Genomic DNA, 18,278 nt, shown 5'->3' with positions numbered 1-18,278 from the left:
TTTCTTCAAACATTTTTAATGGACATAATTTCCTTAAGATTAAAAAAAGTTAACTCATTATTTATGAGTTAACTTTTACTTTTGACTGCACTTTTCTTTCCATTTTTCTAACTTTTTATTGTATATTTCTTTTATAAGTTCAATATCTACTTCATTTTCATAATTTTGACTTATTATTGAACTTGCAACTATAATAACATCTAAACATTCTTCAGTTATATCATGCTTTGATTTATTTTTATATCCACATCCACATGCATTTATATTACTAAGTATAGCTTGTGCTACTTCTCCTGTTTCTTCTGTTAATTTTAAAGCCCTTTGTTCTATTGTTTTTTTATCTATTTCTGTTAGTTTTTGAATTTCTTCAAAATTGACTAATGTGTTGTTATTCATTTTTATACCTCTTTTCTTTAATTACATATTTGATAAAATTTTAATGTTAAATCTTATTAACAAAATCAGTAAAGTACCTAGTTTTATTGGTTTAGTATTAAATTTGTGTTAATATATATATATGTAGCTAATTGAGAATTCAATTGACTACCTCGTGTTTTTACTTCCTACGATTTTCGTAAATTTAAAGGGGGTTGTAATCAGCAATGGATCGGTTGAGAAGAAGTTATAATATGGTTATGTTCTTGTTATTAGGACTAATCTGTGGTATATCTGGAAATTTGCTAGATAAACCTGTATTAACTCCTGTACTTTATATAGGTTGTGCATTATGTGGACTTATATTTTCAGGGTTAGTATTCTCTCCAATGAAAAAAGGACTTGAAAGTTAAAACTTAAATAAAAAAGAGCTATATTATATAGCTCTTTTTTTCATATTATTTTACATTTTCTACATTATAATCATTATCTAACTTTGATTTATATCCATTTACTAGTGAGTCTAATGCTTGCTTTATTTCATATTCACTTGGTAATATTACATATCTTCTTGCATCTAATATAAATTTACTTTCCTTATTAACTATATTAACACTAGAAATTTTCTTATTTACACTACCTTTCATATCTAAAAGTAGTTTTGAAAATTCCCCTTTGGTGATATTTTTTAAGATTATGTAAATTTCTTTTTCTGTTAATAAATTATCTCTTGAAACTCTTTCAACTTCTTCGTTAAACATTTCCATAACTTCTTGATTAGTATTTTTTATATATTTATCAAGTATTAATTTTGATAATCTAGCTGTTACAAATCCTCCTGCGCCTATTCCTACTATGTTTAGCAGTATGTATATATAAGAATTATTTAATAATTTTCCAAAATTAGTAATAAGAGCCAATATAAAGAAGGCTAATGTACCTCCTAAAACACCTAATATTAATTTCACATTGTTAATTTTTTGATAATTTTTTTCATCTTCTAAATAAAAATCATCTTCTATTGTATGGTTTCTATATTTATACAAATCTATATCAAGTGAATTATTCGTAGAGTGTAGACTATTTGCAAATCTACAGTATTCACTTTTATCCACAGTATTATCTAAGTTTATACTTTCAATAAATTTATCTCCATAAATTTTTATACTTCTCAAAATAGATTTGATAAGCGCTTCATTTTTCGAATCTCCATTCCATATAGATAGTGCATATTCTATACATCCTGACATACCTAGTATATGTTCTGTTTCTACACTTCCATCAATTTCAAAAAATTCTACTCCTCTTACTTTCCCTTCATTAGCTATAATTTTAGCTTGATTATATGTAAAAGCTCCTCTTTTTAATATTTCTTTTGGCTCTAATGTTGCATGTGTCATACCTTCCTTTATTCTATCTTCAAAATCCGCTATAGCTTCTTCATATTTATCTAGAGGTATTTCAATACTCATAGGTGATCCATCTTCGTTTACAAACCTTAATTCACCATAATTCAGACATGCATCAACACATCGTTCGCCACTGCTACTGTATTTGCTTTTTAGTATCTTTGTCATATATAATTTTCACCCTTTACAAATGAACTTTGTTATCTATGGTTGTTGTTTATCTATTGTGTCTACTATAATAAGTCCTTTTTTATTTTTTATAAGCCCTGGCTTACACTCATAAACATTATATCCATTTACGCTAAGTAGTGCAACTCCATTCGCTTTATTGTCTAGTTTCAAAACATCTCCTACATTTAAATTAATAAGGTCTCTTACAGATATGTTTGTATTTCCTAATGTTGCAGTCATATCAGCCTTTACACTACAAATGTTTTGATATATAGCATTGGTAAATTCATATTGACCTTCTATATCTCTAGTTTTTAGAAGTTTTTTTGTTTCTAATTGTTCAAGTACTGGCTCCATACAACAATAAGGATTGCAAAAATGCATCTTTCCAATTTCTTCGGTACCATTATACATAGTCATTTGTGCAATAAGTACAGACTCACTTACTGAAAACTTATTGCTGGATTCAATATTGGTATAAATATTTGAAACTTCCCGTTTATTACATCCTTCTACTATGTGTAACCTTTTTATAAAAGTTTCAGCAATATTCAAAATTAGATGCTTATCAATTTCAGTTAGTTCTCTATTTTTATTTTTAAAGCTTCCATCTCCACCTAACATTAAATCTATAAGTGTAAGAGCTACTGTTTTATCCATTTGATATATAAGTCCCTTTACTAAGGGTAATATGTCATGTTCTATTATTATCGAGTCATATTCAATCGATTTCATAAATTCTTCAAAATTAGTTTGCCTTACTTTTTTAAGTTTAGCATTTATGCTTTTCTGTTTTAAATCATATGCTATATTTAAATTCATATACTTGCAAAAGTCTTCAGCTATAAGTGATAAAAATCTCATATTATCAGCAGAATATCTTTGAGGTTTTTTAAAATCATAATCTCTGATTGTAATTTCCATTTTATATGCCTCCGATTCTATCTACTTTGAAGATTGTTTACCATTGACCACATATCGTCTCCTACCTGTATACCCTTGCTGTTATACTGAAATGACCTTTGAGCCATTATTAAATTTACCATCTCATCTTGCATGTTTACATTAGACATTTCTACATGTCCTTGTAATATGCTTTTATTTTGTACCGCTTCAACATTAGTTGGCTTTGCAGTAAATAAATTATCTCCTACTGATACAAAATCAGCATCTCCTTTAGGTTGATATAAATTAATCACTCCAACTTTGTTATTGTCTAGATATATTTCCCCATTCTTATGTATACTTAAATCTCCATTTTTCATATTAATATTTTTACCATTCCCATTTAAAGGTTGTATATCTAGTATATTACCCTTATCATCTACTAATTTACCAGTTGAATCTAAATTAAATTCTCCATTTCTTGTGTATGCATAGCTTCCATCTGATCTCATCACTCTAAAAAAGCCATCTCCATCTATTGCTAAATTAGTATTTATTTTAGTTTCTTTAATTGCACCTTGTTCATAATTTCTAGTTGCTTGAGATATCCTACTTCCAGTACCAGTTCTAACGCTTGTAGAGTTAGTTGGGTATGAATTTTTATGTAATGATTCTTGATATAAATCTAAAAAATTAGCATCTAATTTTTTATATCCTACAGTCTGTGAATTTGTTATATTATTTGAAATCAAATCTATATTAGATTGACTTGATAACATCCCAGACTTACTATTATGCATTATATTATACATATTTTATACCTACCTTACACTTCCGATTTCATTAGCTATTTGTCTTAATGTTGAATCTATAGTTTGTATAACTTTTTGATTAGCTTCAAATTCTTTTACTGTTTCCATCATTTCTGTTACTGAGCTTATGTAATCTACATTTGACCCTTCTACATATCCTTGTTTTATAGAATAGTTATTTGAGTTTTTAGGGTTATTTCCTGAGTATAAATTATCTCCAACTTTTTTAAGATTTTTGTAATCATTGAAATCTACAATAGAAAATTTATAACTAGCTCCACCTTCTACCATAAGCTCATTTGAAGGTGTAACTGTAATTTTACCATTACCTACATATATAGGTTCATTAGCTCCTGTTGCCTGATTTAATCCCATAACATTATGACCACCATTTGTTACAAGGTATCCTTGTGAGTTAACCTTAAATGATCCATCTCTAGAATAAAATGTATTTCCACCAAAGTCTCTTATCTGAAAAAATCCACTACCATCTATTGCAAAATCGGAATTATTTTCAGTTGCTACAAATGTACCTTGCTTAAAATTTGTATTAACTTCGTCTATTCTAGTACCAAAGCTTACTCCACCTAAAATTTGTTGATATGCTTTTCCATTTTGGTAATTATCATTATTGGATAAAGTCATTTCTTCAAAACTTTTAGATATTAATTTATCTTCTTTATATCCATTAGTTTTTATATTTGCTATATTGTTTGTTATTGTACTTTGTCTCGACTGTAAATTTAACATCGAAGATACAGATGCATATAGTCCTCTTATCATATTTCCTCCTAATCCAGGTATTTTAGTTTTTTCATCATACCTCTTAAATTTGAAATAGCTTTTTTACTTAACTGTGAAACTCTAGACTCTGTAACTCCTAATATTTCGCCAATTTCTTTAAGTGTCAATTCTTCATAATAATACAGTGATAGCACAAGTCTATCTTTTTCCTTTAACAAGTCTAACGCCTTAGCTACTGTTTCTATAAGCTCTTCTTTTTCTATTGATGCTTCTACGTTTATAGACTCGTCTTTTATTATATCTATAAGCTTTAAATCATTTTCGCTATCTAAAACCATATTATCAAGAGAACTTGTACTTAAATTTAAAGTACTTTTTCTTATTTTATGAACTTCGTCATTTGATATTTCCATAAAGTCAGCTATTTCATTTACTGTAGGTTCTCTAAAATTTTTGTGTTGTAAATTTTCTATACAATTTTTATATGATCTTACTTTACTTATACATCCTCTAGATACTGGTGATTGTTTTCTAATTTCATCTATTATATAAGATGTTATTCTTATAGAAGCATAAGTTGAAAATTTAACACCTTTTCCTTCGTCAAACTTATCACTTGCATCTAATAATCCCATAACCCCATAACTTACTAAGTCTTCGTATTCCATTCCTATTTTATTTGTATAATACTTAGAAGCAATACTTCTAACAATAGGCATATTTTGATTTATAAGTTCTTCTTTACTAATCATAATGTCAACAACTCCAATCACTATATATTAATTACCCCTTGAGATTTTATTTGTACATCATTAGGTATTTCATTTAATGACAGTATAGTTAAGTTAGTAAACACCATTTCAACTAATTTTCTAAATGGTGCTCTTATCTTAGGAGAAACTAATACTATTGGTCTATTATTATTAAAATTAACAGACTCTATAGTCGATTGTATTCCTTTGAAAATCTTATTAGTAGTTTCTGGATCTATCGCTGGATATGTTCCATTTACAGATCTTTGTAAACTATTAGCTACTAAAGTTTCAATTTCCATAGATAGTGTTGTAACTACTATCGAATTGTTTTCATCTATTAATTCAAGACATATACTTCTACTCATAGCCATTCTTACATATTCGGTAAGTAGCTCTAAATCTTTAGTATTTCTTGCATTATCTGCTAAAGTTTCTAGTATAGTGACTCTATCTTTTATAGATACCTTTTCTTTTAATAGATTTTGGAATACTTTTTGAACTTCTCCTAATGTCATTAAATCTGGTATTAACTCTTCTACAACTGCACTGTATTTTTCTCTTGTAGCATCTATTATCGCCTTTACTTCTTGACGTCCCATAAGTTCATGAGATTTAGATTTTATAGTCTCAAGTAAGTGAGTTACTAATATAGTTGTAGGGTCTACAACAGTAAATCCGTATAATTCTGCCTCTTCTGCTTTGTCTTTTTCTATCCATAAGGCATCCAACCCAAATGTAGGTTCTTTAGTTGATATACCATCCAAATCTACGTCCATACCCATTGGGTTCATACATAAAAGCATATTTGGCATAAGTTCATATGTTGTTACTGGTATACCTTTTATTTTTATAGTATATTGATTTGGATTTAACTGTAGGTTATCTCTTATCCTTATCGGATGAACGATTATTCCCATATCAATTGCACATTGTCTTCTAACAGATACAATCCTTTGTAATAAATCTCCACCGCTACTTTCATCAGCTAAAGGAATTATTCCATATCCAATTTCTATCTCTATAGGTTCTACATTTAAAAGAGATGAAACATCTTCTGCATTTTCTAGACTTTCCTCAGCTGTTGGTGCAGCTTCAACTTCATATAAGGCTTCCGCTTCGGCCTCTTTTTCTTCTTTTTTAAGTGTGTAACCTATAAATATAGCTCCTGCTCCTAAAGTGAAAAATGATAATTTAGGTAATCCAGGCAATAATCCTAGTAATACTAAAACTATACCTGCCATAATTACTGCTTTAGGAATTGATATTAACTGTTTTCCTAATTGAGTACTAAAGTTTTCATCGCCATTAACTTTAGTTACTAATATACCTGCAGATGTTGAAATAATTAATGCAGGAACCTGACTTACTAAACCATCTCCAATTGTAAGTCTTGTATAAGTTTGAATCGATTCCATAAAATCCATATCAAGCATTACAACACCAATAACTATACCTGCAAGTATATTTATTGTAGTTATGATTATACCTGCAATTGCATCACCTTTTACAAACTTTGATGCCCCATCCATAGAACCATAAAACTCAGCTTCTTGTTGCAATTCTTTTCTTCTTTTTCTAGCTGTCTTTTCATCTATAGCTCCTGCATTTAAATCTGCATCTATACTCATCTGCTTACCTGGCATTGCATCTAAGGTAAATCTTGCTGATACTTCAGATACTCTACTCGAACCATTTGTTATAACAACAAATTGTATTATTACAATTATTAAAAATATGATTATACCAACTACGTAATTTCCTCCAACAACAAAACTTCCAAAAGACTCTATAACATTTCCTGCATAACCTTGCCCTAATATAAGTCTTGTAGATGATATATTAAGACCTAGCCTAAATAAAGTTGTCACTAGAAGTATCGTTGGAAATATTGATAATTCTAATATACTAGTTGAAAATATCGTCATTAGTAATATAAGCACTGACAGCCCTATATTTATAGCTAGCATTATATCTAATAAAAAAGGTGGTAGTGGAATTATTATCATAAGTATAATTCCAATTATCCCAAATCCAACTAATATATCAGTTCTTTTTTTAAGCCCTAATTTTTCCATTTAAAACCTCTTTTTATATTTTTTTATATCTATTTTTTATTTTATAAACTGCAACTAATACCTCTGCTACTTCTTGATACATCTTTTCTGGTATCTCTTGTTCAATCTCTACTTCTTTATAAATAAGCCTTGCTAAAGGTTTATTTTCTATAATAGGTATATCATGCTCTTTTGCTATTTCTCTTATTTTAAAGGCTATTAAATCTGCTCCTTTTGCTACAACTGTTGGTGCAGAATCTGCTCCTTTTTCATACTTTATAGCTATAGATATATGAGTAGGATTTGTTACAATTACACTAGCTGATGGTACAGATTCCATCATTCTTCTTGATGACATTTCTCTTTGCTTTTGCTTTATCTTACCTTTTATTTCTGGATTACCTTCCATTTGCTTAAACTCTTCTTTTACCTCTTGTTTTGTCATTTTAAGATCTTTTTTATATACATACTTTTGATATGCAAAATCTAGAGTAGATACAACTACTAAAACAAGAATTATGTTTTGTATTAAATCTCTAATTAACTCAACTATAGTTTTCATTAAATATGGGAGATAAATATCTCCGGTTTTCATTATCCCCATGAAGTTTTTCTCCATAAATGAGTATCCTACTTTAAAAAGAACAGTTACAATAATTACACTTTTTATTAAAGTTCCTAACGCTTTCTTAGAAAACATATTTTTAAATCCACTTATAGGATTTAGTTTTGATAACTTTGGCTTTAATGGATCTGTTGTCATTAAAAAACCACTTTGCATAAGGTTTCCTATTGATGAAAAAAGTATGATAATCATACCAACTGGTATTATAATTTTCATAAATCCCATCAAAAGAATCATCAATAAATCTTTTACCAATGCTATTGAAAACTCATTTGTAAAACCAGTATTTAGATATTGAACTATATAGCTTTGTAGCTCTCCAATTACAAAATCAGACATAGAGTAAATTATCATAAGGACACCTAAAAGTGTTACTGTTGTTACAACTTCTTTACTTTTTGCTACATTTCCACTTTTTCTAGCATCTTTTATTTTTTTACCAGTAGGCTCTTCTGTCTTATCATCAGTTGAAAGCAAAAAACCTAACGGCGCCATAGATGTTACGTGCATTTTGCTAGTTGCTTTAAAAGTTCCATCTAAAATGTCAGTCATATTAATTAATAAATTATGTAATTCATTTAATATAAATGGTAGTGAAATTACAAAGAACATTATTCCAACAATTACCTTTAAAGGCATTCCTATTACCATTACATTTAATTGTGGTACACTTCTTGAAATTAAACCCATTATAAAATCTGTTATTATAAGTGCTAGTATTATCGGAACTGCTATCTTAAATCCGATTATAAAGCACTGAATAAATATATTTACAACATATGTGTAATTATCTTTTAATATATAACTTCCAACCTCTATAAGTTTAAAACTTTGACTTATACCTTTTATAAGCTCATGATGACCATTTATACTAAAAAATACCATTATCCCAATCCAATAAACTATATTCTCAATTAGTGTGTTACTCTCATGACTGGTTGGATCGTAAATATTTATCATCGATAACCCAAGTTGTTGATCTATTAAGCTTCCAGCTATCTTTAAACTGTTTATACATATACTTGTTATATAACCTAAAACTAATCCTGTTATAGTTTCCATTACTCCAATATTGACTAGCTCATATACATTTTTAACCTCTACATTAACATTTATTGTAGAAGTAATTATTACCGACATAAATAGTGTGAAAGTAACTTTAAATACATTTGGCGTTCCACTCGGGAAAATTATAGTTATGCATGAAAAAAATGCAATCAATCTTAAAAATACAAATATCACTTTTAAAAGTTATCCTTTTATATTTGCAACCATATTCATAATTTTATTTGTAAATTGAATAAGCTCATTTAACATCCAAGCTCCACCGATTGCCAATGTAATCGCTACAACTATCAACTTCGGTATAAAAGATAATGTTTGTTCTTGGATTTGAGTGGTTGCCTGGAATATACTTATTAGTAAACCTACCAATAAAGATAAAATTAAAATAGGCCCCGCTATTAACATTCCTGTATATAAAGTTTCTTTTACTATGCTGACTACTACACTTTCACTCATTTTAGTACGCTCCTCAATTATTGAAAACTTAGCAATAAAGATTTTATTAATAAATTCCATCCATCTACCATAATAAATAGTAATAATTTAAATGGTAGTGAAATCATAACAGGTGGTAGCATAAACATACCCATAGACATAAGTACACTTGATACTACTAAATCTATTAACAAGAATGGTAAATAAATTAAAAATCCTATTTGGAAAGCTGTTTTTAATTCACTAATAGAAAATGCTGGTATTAATACATATAAGGGTACATTTTCTCTAGTTAAATTCTTTTCATTTAAATCTGAGTTTTCAACAAATAGTTTTATATCTTCTTGTCTAGTCTGTTTTAATAAGAATTTTCTTATAGGTTTTTCTGCTTTTTCTACGGCTTCTTCAAACTTAATTTCATGACTCATATAGGGTTTTAGTGCTTGTTCATTTATTTGCTTCACAGTAGGAGCCATAATAAACATAGTCAAGCATATTGCAAGTCCAACTAACACTTGATTAGGTATTGTTTGCTGAGCACCTAGTGCAGACTTTATAAAAGAAAATGTTATTATAATTCTTACAAAACTTGTCATCATAAAGACAATTGCACCTAAAAACATTAAACCTGTTAAAACTATAAACATTTTCATTAAAGGAGTATAATCGCTTAAATATGGTGTTATATCACTTAATGTTTGCATCTTTTTTCTCCTTTAGCTTACCTATTAAATTTATAGGGTTTTGTATATCTTTTTTTAAGTTTAATTTTTTAAACTTTAATTTATCTGCTTTTAATACATTGTTATTTTGTCTTTTATCTTCTATTTCTTTTACGTCCTCTGTAGTTAAATCTTTTATTTTTTCTATGTTATTATTTGAGACTAACAACACACATCCATCTTCTCCTGTTTTTAAAACAACTAAATATGTATCTTTATTAATCCCAACTTTTTCTAAAATTTTTGCATATTTATACATCCCAACATTTTGTAAGTTTATTCCATTCATTTTATAAGCAATAGCAATTACTCCAATCATCAGAATTATAAATGCACTTAAGTTTACTAAGTATCTCAATGTTTCATACATAATAAGTTATCTTACTCCTTCGTGTCTTGACTTTGTTGCGGTTGTTGATTTTGTTCTTCTTGTTGCTTAGCTTTTTCTTTTTTATCTACTATTAAGATATCTACTCTTCTATTTGTCGACCTATTTTCTGGAGTATCGTTAGCTACTAAAGGTCTAAACTCTGCATATCCTTTGACTGCAAATCTCGTTGGTGGAACCTCTTTATTTTCAACAAAATACCTTACAACACTTACAGCTCTGGCTGTTGATAGTTCCCAGTTTGATGCATACTGTGAGTTGTGTATAGGAATATTATCTGTATGTCCTTCTACTAAAACATCATTATCCATATCTGTAACTAGCTTAGTTATAGTGTCTAATGCCTTTATACTCGTTTCTTTTAAATCTGATTTTCCTGAATCATATAGTATGTTTTCATCTAATTGAAGTACTATACCTCTATCTTCTTCTCTTACTTTAACTGAATCTTGCAGATTATTATCTTGTACTGCTTTATTAACTTTCTTTGCAAGGTCCTCTTTTTCTAAATTAGCCTTTCCTACTCCCACTTTTAAATCTTCTATATTTTTAAGTTTTTCTATAGATGTACCCCCACCTAAAGAACTTTGTAAAGCTTTTGATAATTTACTTAACTTTTGACTATCTACTGCCGATATTGAATATAGTAGGATAAAGAAAGTAAGAAGTAATGTTATTGTGTCAGCATATGTGTCCATCCAAGACCCAGTTTCTACATCATCGCCTTTTCCTCTTCTTCTATCTCTACGCGACATTTACTGCTTCACCTTCTATCGTTCCTCTAGTGTAATAAGATTTCTTTTCTTTTGGAGTTAAGAAGTTTACTAATTTTTCTTCAATAACTCTAGTGCTATCTCCATTTTGGATACTCATAATTCCACAAATCATCATATCCATACGTTCACATTCTCTTTCCCCTTTTATTTGAATGTTAAATCCAATTGGATTTAGTATAGCATTAGCCATTAATGCTCCATAAAATGTAGTTATAAGAGCTGCAGCCATACCACTTGCTATAGTGTCCGGACTTCCCATGTCTGAAAGCATCTGAATTAATCCTATTAATGTTCCAACCATACCAAATGCAGGTGCATAAGATCCCCATATTTTAAATATTTTTGACCCTGTACTATATTTACTTTCTACTTCATCTATTTCTATTTCTAATATTTCTTTAATATCTTCCATGTCAATACCATCTATAGCTAACTCTAAGCCTTTTCTTAAAAATGCATCTTCTATTTCAGAAACTTCTTGCTCTACCGCTAAAGGTCCATCTTTTCTAACTTTTCTAGCTAATTCCTTAAATTGATCTACTAAATCAACTTTATTTATATTCCCTGATCTTAATATTTCCTTAGTTATTTTAAATCCTGTTTTTAAATCTTCCATTGAAAATGTTATAAGTACTGATGCAAAAGATCCTCCAACTGTAATTGCTATGGATGGTGCATCTACAAATGCACCTATCCCTGTTTTTCCTATTGATATACCATATGCAACAAATCCAAGAGCTAAAATAAGACCTAAGGGAGTTAACATATCATTTTTTTTCATATTATCCTCCTACTATCTTTTTAAGTTTATTATTTCCTGTAAAAGTTCATCACTTGTTGTTATAACTTTACTTGACGCTTGGAAAGCTCTAGTTGTAACTATCATTTCAGTGAATTCTTCTGATAAATCAACATTTGACATTTCTATAGCCCCTTGATTTATAAGCCCATATTTAACTCCATACATAGGGTTTCCTGAGTTAGCTGTTTCTCCATAAAGATTTCCACTTAAAGATTCCATCCCTTCTGGATTTTGGAATACTGCTATTTTTAATGTTTGAGCATTTTCAACCTTCGTTCCATCTGCTAGTAAATATGAAACTTTACCTTCTTTTGATATATTAAAAGATAAAACCTTTTGCATTTCTCCATCTGGATTAGGTTGTTCTTTTGGTATTTCTACTGGCTTTCCGTCTGTATTTAAAACTTTATATCCATCAGATGTTACTAAGTTTCCATTAGCATCTAATGTAAATGACCCATCTCTTGTGTAAGCTTCTTGATTAGGTCCTACACTTACAACAAAGAATCCATCTCCATCTATAGCTAAATCTGTTGGTCTTCCTGTTGGTTGTATTGCACCTTGTGCCATATTTCTAAATATTCCACTTACCTTAGTTCCAACCCCTACTTGCCCTGGGTTAACCCCTCCTATTACATTAGGGTCTCCAGCAGCTCCACCAGGAACACTTGAATATATTACTGTTTGGTTTAATGCATCTGAAAATCTTGTAGTTGATTTTTTAAAAGCTGTTGTCCCAACATTCGCAACATTATTACCAACAATGTCCATTTTAGTTTGATTTGCCTTCATTCCGCTTATTCCTGAATACATTGACTTTAACATACTATTACTCTCCCTTTTTATTTGTATTTGACTCTAAAGAGTCTTTATTTTCACTTGCTTTTATAAGAGATCCATATTCTATAGATTTTAATTCTCCTGTTTCATCTACTCTTACTTCCATGTAAACAATACCATCTTTAATTTTTATGCCTTCTACTACTCCTGTAATAGTTTTTTTATCATCTGGCTTTTCATCATCTTTAACTACATTATTAGTTTCCTCAGTATCATCTTCCTTTGGAGCATAAGCTTCTATTCTCTTTCCTATAAGTGCTGATGCTGTGCTCATTGCAGAGTTTACTAAAACTCCATTAGTTAAACCTACTAGGTATTCCATTCCTTCATTCAAACTTTGCATCTGCTCTAACGAACTAAATTGAGCAAGCTGCGTTACATATTGTGTAGGGTCCTGTGGGTTTAGAGGATCTTGGTTACTCATTTGTGCTACTAGTAACTTTAAAAATAAATCTTTATTTGTTTCTTCTCCAGGCATAACTATTTGTGTTCCATTTTCTGTTTTATCAGACGACTTGGTATTTGCTACAGTTTTGGTACTTGTTGAACTTTTAGTACTTGCCTGTTGTGTATTTACTTTCATAAAATTATTCATAATTTACCTCTAAGCTAATATATTAAGATTTGATTCATCTATTTTATTTTCATCTAAATCTTCTACAGAATTTAGTACTGTGTCACTGCTTCTATTATTTCTTTTTTGCTTTTTTTGTTCTTCTTTTTTGCTAAATTGTTGACTTAAGTTATCTGAAAAGAAATTTTGATCATTGGATTTCATTTCAACAACTATATCTTTAGCCTTTATTCCTAAATCTGTTAGATGTTTATTTATATCATGTAAATTTTTATTTAACATATTAAAAGTTTCTTCTTTTCCTACATGTATAAATACCTTTGTAGCTTCACTATCTTTTAAAAGCTTTATAGTCATGTCCCCTAACTCTTTAGGATTTATATTGACTTTGATTTCTTCTATATTATTATTTTTTAAGTATTTAACCATTTTTATAAAATCATCACCAATGTTACTTGCACGTATGGTTACTGCTGGCAAATTTTTATTTGTAGAGGATTCTTGAGTAAATGTTTTGTTGTTTATTATAGATAAATCACTTGCATTTTTATCTGCTATATTTTCTAAGATACTCAAGCTTTCATCCTTACTTTTATCTTTTTGATTCACATCTACAATATTATTTTTATTAGCATTTGTTGCTACATTTAATTCTTCATATGACTTTAAAGATTTTATCTCACTGTCTACTTTTTTAATTCCATCTTTAGGATTTTCATCCTGTTCATTGATATTTTCTGCCAGTTTAGTGTTTTCTTCACCAGCTTTTTTCGACAATTTGTCTAGATTTAAACCTTTAGGTAAAATAATTTCATCATCAGTTGGTAAATTTAAATCATCAGTTTTAGTAAATTTATCTAAATTAAAATTTAAATCAATATAACTACTTATTTCATCATTACTTAATTTCATCATCTTATCGATATCTAATGTTTTTAAGCTTAAGTTTGATTTATCATCTATGCTCAAAATAGTATCGTTTATTGACTTCAAAATTTCTTCTTTTTTCAAATCTGGATTTAAATCTGAATTATCCATTTCTTTTAATTTATTTAAATTTGAAAAAAGATTTTGAATTAATGATGCTATTAAATCACAATCTTCATTTTTTTGATCTACATTTGTATTTTCAATGTCCATATCTAAAGAAGCTAGTAAATCTTCAAATCCACCTTTACTTGATAACTTTGTGCTTAAATTGCTTTTTCCAAGTGCTAAGTTTACTAAGTCGAAGGAAAAATTTAAGTTAAAATTCATATCTCAATCATCCTTTATGATATATTCTTTTTATTTCTCATGTACGCATATAAAGCAAATTCATCATTTTCTATTTGTTCTTTTCTCGCTTCTTCTTTTCTTAACCTTATAAATTTATTTTCTTTTAATGTTTCTAAAGATTTTCTATTTATTTGTTTTTCAATAAATTTATCTTTAGCTTCTACTACTATTCTTTCTTTTTCTACTAATATTCTATTGCTTTGCTCTATAGTTTGACTTATTGAGTGAAGATAGTTTAACCTTACTTTCTGACTTATAGTATCCTCTAAATCTTCAAACTGAGCATATTTTTTGTAACTACAATCTAATTTTTTGATGTTATCTTCTACTACTTTTTTATCATTTTGTGCCTTTGTATATTCTAATTTGCTCTCTTCTTCTTCTTTTATTTTTATATCTAATAACTTTTGTAGCTTAAACTTATAGTTTGTCACTTAAACCTCTCCTCGTTATTTGAATATGTTCTTTAGTTCGACTATACTCTCTTCAAATTTAGTTTTTTCATTTACACCTTGCTTTAAAAATGAATTAACTTTATCTATGTATTCGATCGCTAAATCTATATTTTTATTAGATCCATTTTCATATGCACCTATATTAATCAAATCTTCAGCCTCTTTGTATGTAGCTAATATATCTCTTGCTAAAGATGCACACTCTTGATGTTGGTCCTCACAAATTTCTTTCATAAGTCTACTTACACTATTTAAAATATCTATAGCTGGGTAATGATTTTTATGTGCAAGGTCTCTAGATAAAACAATATGACCATCTAAAATACCTCTTACTGTATCTGCAATTGGCTCATTAAAGTCATCTCCATCAACTAAAACTGTATAAAAAGCAGTTATCGACCCTTTATCAGACATCCCACTTCTTTCCATAAGTTTTGGAAGTAGTGCAAATACTGATGGTGTATATCCTTTTTGTGCAGGTGGCTCCCCTATGGCTAACCCAACTTCTCTTTGAGCCATTGCAAATCTGGTTACAGAATCCATCATTAAAATAACTTTTTTACCTTGGTCTCTAAAGTATTCAGCTATAGCTGTTGCTGTTAGTGCTCCCTTTAATCTAAGTAGAGGTGATTTATCAGAAGTTGCACAAACTACTACAGATTTTTTCATACCTTCTTCACCTAGGTCTCTCTCTATAAAGTCCAGTACTTCTCTACCTCTTTCCCCTATAAGGGCAATAACATTTACATCAGCTTTAGCTGTTTTTGCTATCATTCCTAAAGTTGTACTTTTTCCAACACCACTTCCTGCAAATATACCTATCCTTTGACCCTCTCCACAAGTTAAGAATCCATCAATCGCCCTTATACCTGTAGGCATTATATTTTTTATTCTTGGTCTTTTCATTGGATCAGGTGGTTCATTTGAAAGACTGTATCTTTCTCCTCCTAAAACCTCTTCATCATCTATTGGGTTTCCAATTCCATCAAGCACTTTACCTAATAAATCATTACTACATTTAACACTGAGTGGTATTCCTCTAGCAACAACTCTACACCCAGGAGCTACTCCTGCAAGTTCTCCTAGTGGCATTAAAATTACATTTTTATCTTTAAAACCAACAACTTCACAGTTTATAGGCTCATCTGCATAATTGTAAACTGTACAAAGCTCACCGACAAAAGCCTTTATACCTTCTACCTCAACAGTAAGACCTATTATCTTAGTTACCTTACCTTCTGATATAACCTCTTTAACTTCTAAAACTTTATTTTTCAATCTTTCAAAGTCTATATCTATCATAAAAGTTCCTCTTTCACCTTTTCTAAAACACAGTCAACCCCTACTATTAATCTACCTTTATTGGTTTCAATTATTGCGTTTCCTGGTTCTATAAAGTCATCTGCTAATATAAATGATTCTCCTTTTATTAATTGTTGGCTTTTCAACTCATTTAATTGTTCATTAACTTTTTCTATATATATTGCATTAGTTCTTATTACAAAATTTTCTTTAATTTCATACTCTTTTATAGTAGCTTCAAGTATATTATTCATAGCGTCTACATCTTTAAATTTTTCTTTAAGGACTTTTTCTGCTATAGATATACTCAAACTAATAATATCTTTTTTACTATCTTTTAAAAAGTCTGTAAATTGCTCATTGGCTTGTAACAAAATATTATTTGCTTTATTGATAATGTCTTCTGACTCTTTTTTTGCTTTTTCAATATTATCTTCATATGATTCTTTGTAGCCATCTTCATAACCATTTCTTAATCCTATGTTATGACCTTCTTCATATGCTTTTTTCTTTATTTCTTCACATTCATTTTGTGCTTCTTGAACAATTCTTTCACTTTCTACTTGTGCATTTGATATCATATCTTCACAAGTATCTTTTGCTTGATGCAGTTGTTCTTCAATTTCTTCTTTGACTTTTAACTCTTCATTTTCATCAATTATTTCTTCATTGTTAATTTGTTTTGCTTTAGTAGTAGTTTTTAAAGGCTTAACACCTTTAAAAACTACTCCATTAGATTTTAAAATACTGTTACTTTTAAATAAACTCATCGTCTGAACCTCTAGATAATGTTATTTCGCCAGCATCTTCAAGTCGTCTAACAACATTTACAATAGCTTGTTGAGCTTCTTCCACTTGAGATATCTTTACCTTACCAAGTAAATCAATTTCTTCTCGTAATGCTTGGGATGCTCTTTGAGATTGATTTTTAAATATTGCAGTTGAGACATCCGCTGATGCTCCTTTAAGCGCAAATGCAAGGTCTTTAACATTAACTTCTTTAAGAATTCTTTGAATAGCCATATTGTCAAGTCTAACGATATCGTCAAAGATAAACATGTTAGATTTAATTTCTTCAGCCAATTCTTCATTTTTCTGCTCGATAAATTTGATAATATTTTTCTCTGTTTTTCTATCAACATTTGTTAATATATCTACCAAGCTATTAACACCACCAGCACTTTCCATCTCTAACTTTCCTAAGCTATTTAATTTTTCTTCTATAGCTTTGTCTATAGATTTTATTACAGCTGGTGATATGTTTGATGTAGTTCCTATCTTAAGTGCAATTTCAAGTTTAAGTTCATCAGGTAATTCAGATAATACTACTGCTGCTTTATCAGGTTGAATATGAGCTAATATTATAGCTATAGCCTGAGGACTTTCACCTTGTATGCATGCTAGTATTTGTTCAGGCTCAGCCTTTCTAGCTGATATAAATAACTTTGTATATGCGTCATATTTTATACCTTCTAATAATTTAGTAGCTCTTTGACTTCCTAATGCTCCATTAAGTAAAGATTTCGCACAGTCAATTCCACCTTCTATTACAAACTCTTTTCCCTTGTTTAACTCTATAAATTCTTGTAAAACCTCTCTTCTTTCTCTTGGCTTTACAGTATTTATATTAGCTATTTCAACCCCTATTTTTTGAATTTTTCTATCTGAAAGATTTTTTATTACACTTGAAGCTATCTCAGGACCTAATGTCATTAAAAGTATAGCTGCCTTTCTAGATCCTGTGACTCTTCTAAACTTAGGTATATCTCCTAAGTCATATGCATTACCTTTTATACCTTCTGTCTGCAAAT

Annotated in this window: 21 protein-coding genes; 1 reads left to right on the top strand and 20 read right to left on the bottom strand. The window is 29.2% G+C overall.

Going from position 1 to position 18,278, the window contains the following annotated elements; genetic code table 11:
* Positions 1 to 75: 75 nt before the first annotated feature.
* Positions 76 to 396 (bottom strand): MazG-like family protein, encoded by a 321-nt coding sequence (locus tag ACRDDE_RS13445; protein ID WP_438628051.1) that lies wholly within the window; start codon positions 394 to 396, stop codon positions 76 to 78.
* Between the two features lie 206 nt (positions 397 to 602).
* On the opposite strand from ACRDDE_RS13445, the gene ACRDDE_RS13440 reads away from it, so the two are divergent.
* Positions 603 to 788: a hypothetical protein gene (locus ACRDDE_RS13440; RefSeq protein WP_114543864.1), complete on the top strand. Its 186-nt coding sequence runs from the start codon at positions 603 to 605 to the stop codon at positions 786 to 788.
* A gap of 45 nt (positions 789 to 833) precedes the next feature.
* On the opposite strand, the gene ACRDDE_RS13435 is transcribed toward ACRDDE_RS13440, so the two are convergent.
* The 19 genes from ACRDDE_RS13435 to fliG are packed head-to-tail and all read right to left on the bottom strand — an operon-like array spanning position 834 to position 18,276.
* Positions 834 to 1,952: a hypothetical protein gene (locus ACRDDE_RS13435; protein ID WP_438628049.1), complete on the bottom strand. Its 1,119-nt coding sequence runs from the start codon at positions 1,950 to 1,952 to the stop codon at positions 834 to 836.
* A 36-nt stretch (positions 1,953 to 1,988) separates the two neighbouring features.
* Complete coding sequence (locus ACRDDE_RS13430; RefSeq protein WP_419741855.1) at positions 1,989 to 2,879, bottom strand: flagellar motor switch protein FliM; 891 nt, start codon at positions 2,877 to 2,879, stop codon at positions 1,989 to 1,991.
* A 17-nt stretch (positions 2,880 to 2,896) separates the two neighbouring features.
* Complete coding sequence (locus ACRDDE_RS13425) at positions 2,897 to 3,652, bottom strand: flagellar hook-basal body complex protein (protein ID WP_438628047.1); 756 nt, start codon at positions 3,650 to 3,652, stop codon at positions 2,897 to 2,899.
* 9 nt (positions 3,653 to 3,661) lie between these two features.
* The gene (locus ACRDDE_RS13420; RefSeq protein WP_195946155.1) at positions 3,662 to 4,435 is read right to left on the bottom strand and encodes a flagellar hook-basal body complex protein; all 774 of its coding nucleotides are present in this window, start codon (positions 4,433 to 4,435) and stop codon (positions 3,662 to 3,664) included.
* Between the two features lie 8 nt (positions 4,436 to 4,443).
* A complete protein-coding gene (locus ACRDDE_RS13415) occupies positions 4,444 to 5,148 on the bottom strand; it encodes a sigma-70 family RNA polymerase sigma factor (protein WP_021429636.1) in 705 nt (234 codons plus the stop codon).
* Between the two features lie 20 nt (positions 5,149 to 5,168).
* Positions 5,169 to 7,226, bottom strand: coding sequence for a flagellar biosynthesis protein FlhA (gene flhA / locus ACRDDE_RS13410; RefSeq protein ID WP_438628045.1), 2,058 nt, complete (start codon positions 7,224 to 7,226; stop codon positions 5,169 to 5,171).
* Between the two features lie 13 nt (positions 7,227 to 7,239).
* Positions 7,240 to 9,072 (bottom strand): fused FliR family export protein/FlhB family type III secretion system protein, encoded by a 1,833-nt coding sequence (locus ACRDDE_RS13405; RefSeq protein WP_438628043.1) that lies wholly within the window; start codon positions 9,070 to 9,072, stop codon positions 7,240 to 7,242.
* 9 nt (positions 9,073 to 9,081) lie between these two features.
* Positions 9,082 to 9,351, bottom strand: a complete 270-nt coding sequence (gene fliQ / locus ACRDDE_RS13400) for a flagellar biosynthesis protein FliQ (RefSeq protein WP_021429736.1) — start codon at positions 9,349 to 9,351, stop codon at positions 9,082 to 9,084.
* A 17-nt stretch (positions 9,352 to 9,368) separates the two neighbouring features.
* A complete protein-coding gene (gene fliP / locus ACRDDE_RS13395) occupies positions 9,369 to 10,034 on the bottom strand; it encodes a flagellar type III secretion system pore protein FliP (protein ID WP_438628041.1) in 666 nt (221 codons plus the stop codon).
* Positions 10,018 to 10,422: a hypothetical protein gene (locus tag ACRDDE_RS13390; RefSeq protein ID WP_438628039.1), complete on the bottom strand. Its 405-nt coding sequence runs from the start codon at positions 10,420 to 10,422 to the stop codon at positions 10,018 to 10,020. The genes fliP and ACRDDE_RS13390 overlap by 17 nt, the downstream gene beginning before the upstream one ends.
* A gap of 11 nt (positions 10,423 to 10,433) precedes the next feature.
* Positions 10,434 to 11,195, bottom strand: coding sequence for an OmpA/MotB family protein (locus ACRDDE_RS13385; protein ID WP_438628037.1), 762 nt, complete (start codon positions 11,193 to 11,195; stop codon positions 10,434 to 10,436).
* The gene (locus tag ACRDDE_RS13380; protein ID WP_438628035.1) at positions 11,185 to 11,997 is read right to left on the bottom strand and encodes a motility protein A; all 813 of its coding nucleotides are present in this window, start codon (positions 11,995 to 11,997) and stop codon (positions 11,185 to 11,187) included. The genes ACRDDE_RS13385 and ACRDDE_RS13380 overlap by 11 nt, the downstream gene beginning before the upstream one ends.
* Before the next feature lie 12 nt (positions 11,998 to 12,009).
* On the bottom strand, positions 12,010 to 12,843 hold the full coding sequence (gene flgF / locus ACRDDE_RS13375) for a flagellar basal-body rod protein FlgF (protein ID WP_438628033.1): 834 nt from the start codon (positions 12,841 to 12,843) through the stop codon (positions 12,010 to 12,012).
* A 4-nt stretch (positions 12,844 to 12,847) separates the two neighbouring features.
* Entirely contained in the window at positions 12,848 to 13,453 is a 606-nt protein-coding gene (locus tag ACRDDE_RS13370) for a flagellar hook assembly protein FlgD (protein ID WP_438628031.1), read from the bottom strand.
* A 9-nt stretch (positions 13,454 to 13,462) separates the two neighbouring features.
* Positions 13,463 to 14,689, bottom strand: coding sequence for a flagellar hook-length control protein FliK (locus ACRDDE_RS13365; RefSeq protein WP_438628029.1), 1,227 nt, complete (start codon positions 14,687 to 14,689; stop codon positions 13,463 to 13,465).
* 14 nt (positions 14,690 to 14,703) lie between these two features.
* Positions 14,704 to 15,144, bottom strand: a complete 441-nt coding sequence (fliJ, locus tag ACRDDE_RS13360; RefSeq protein WP_438628027.1) for a flagellar export protein FliJ — start codon at positions 15,142 to 15,144, stop codon at positions 14,704 to 14,706.
* Positions 15,145 to 15,159: 15 nt separating this feature from the next.
* Complete coding sequence (gene fliI / locus ACRDDE_RS13355) at positions 15,160 to 16,467, bottom strand: flagellar protein export ATPase FliI (protein ID WP_025162512.1); 1,308 nt, start codon at positions 16,465 to 16,467, stop codon at positions 15,160 to 15,162.
* A complete protein-coding gene (locus ACRDDE_RS13350; RefSeq protein WP_438628025.1) occupies positions 16,464 to 17,237 on the bottom strand; it encodes a FliH/SctL family protein in 774 nt (257 codons plus the stop codon). The genes fliI and ACRDDE_RS13350 overlap by 4 nt, the downstream gene beginning before the upstream one ends.
* Positions 17,224 to 18,276 carry a flagellar motor switch protein FliG gene (gene fliG, locus ACRDDE_RS13345; protein WP_025162510.1) on the bottom strand — a complete coding sequence of 351 codons (1,053 nt, stop codon included), beginning with the start codon at positions 18,274 to 18,276 and terminating at the stop codon, positions 17,224 to 17,226. The genes ACRDDE_RS13350 and fliG overlap by 14 nt, the downstream gene beginning before the upstream one ends.
* Positions 18,277 to 18,278 lie beyond the last annotated feature (2 nt).

Source organism: Paraclostridium sp., assembly GCF_051656405.1.
Taxonomy (GTDB): Bacteria; Bacillota; Clostridia; order Peptostreptococcales; family Peptostreptococcaceae; genus Paraclostridium.
This window is presented reverse-complemented; position numbering and strand designations above follow the sequence as displayed.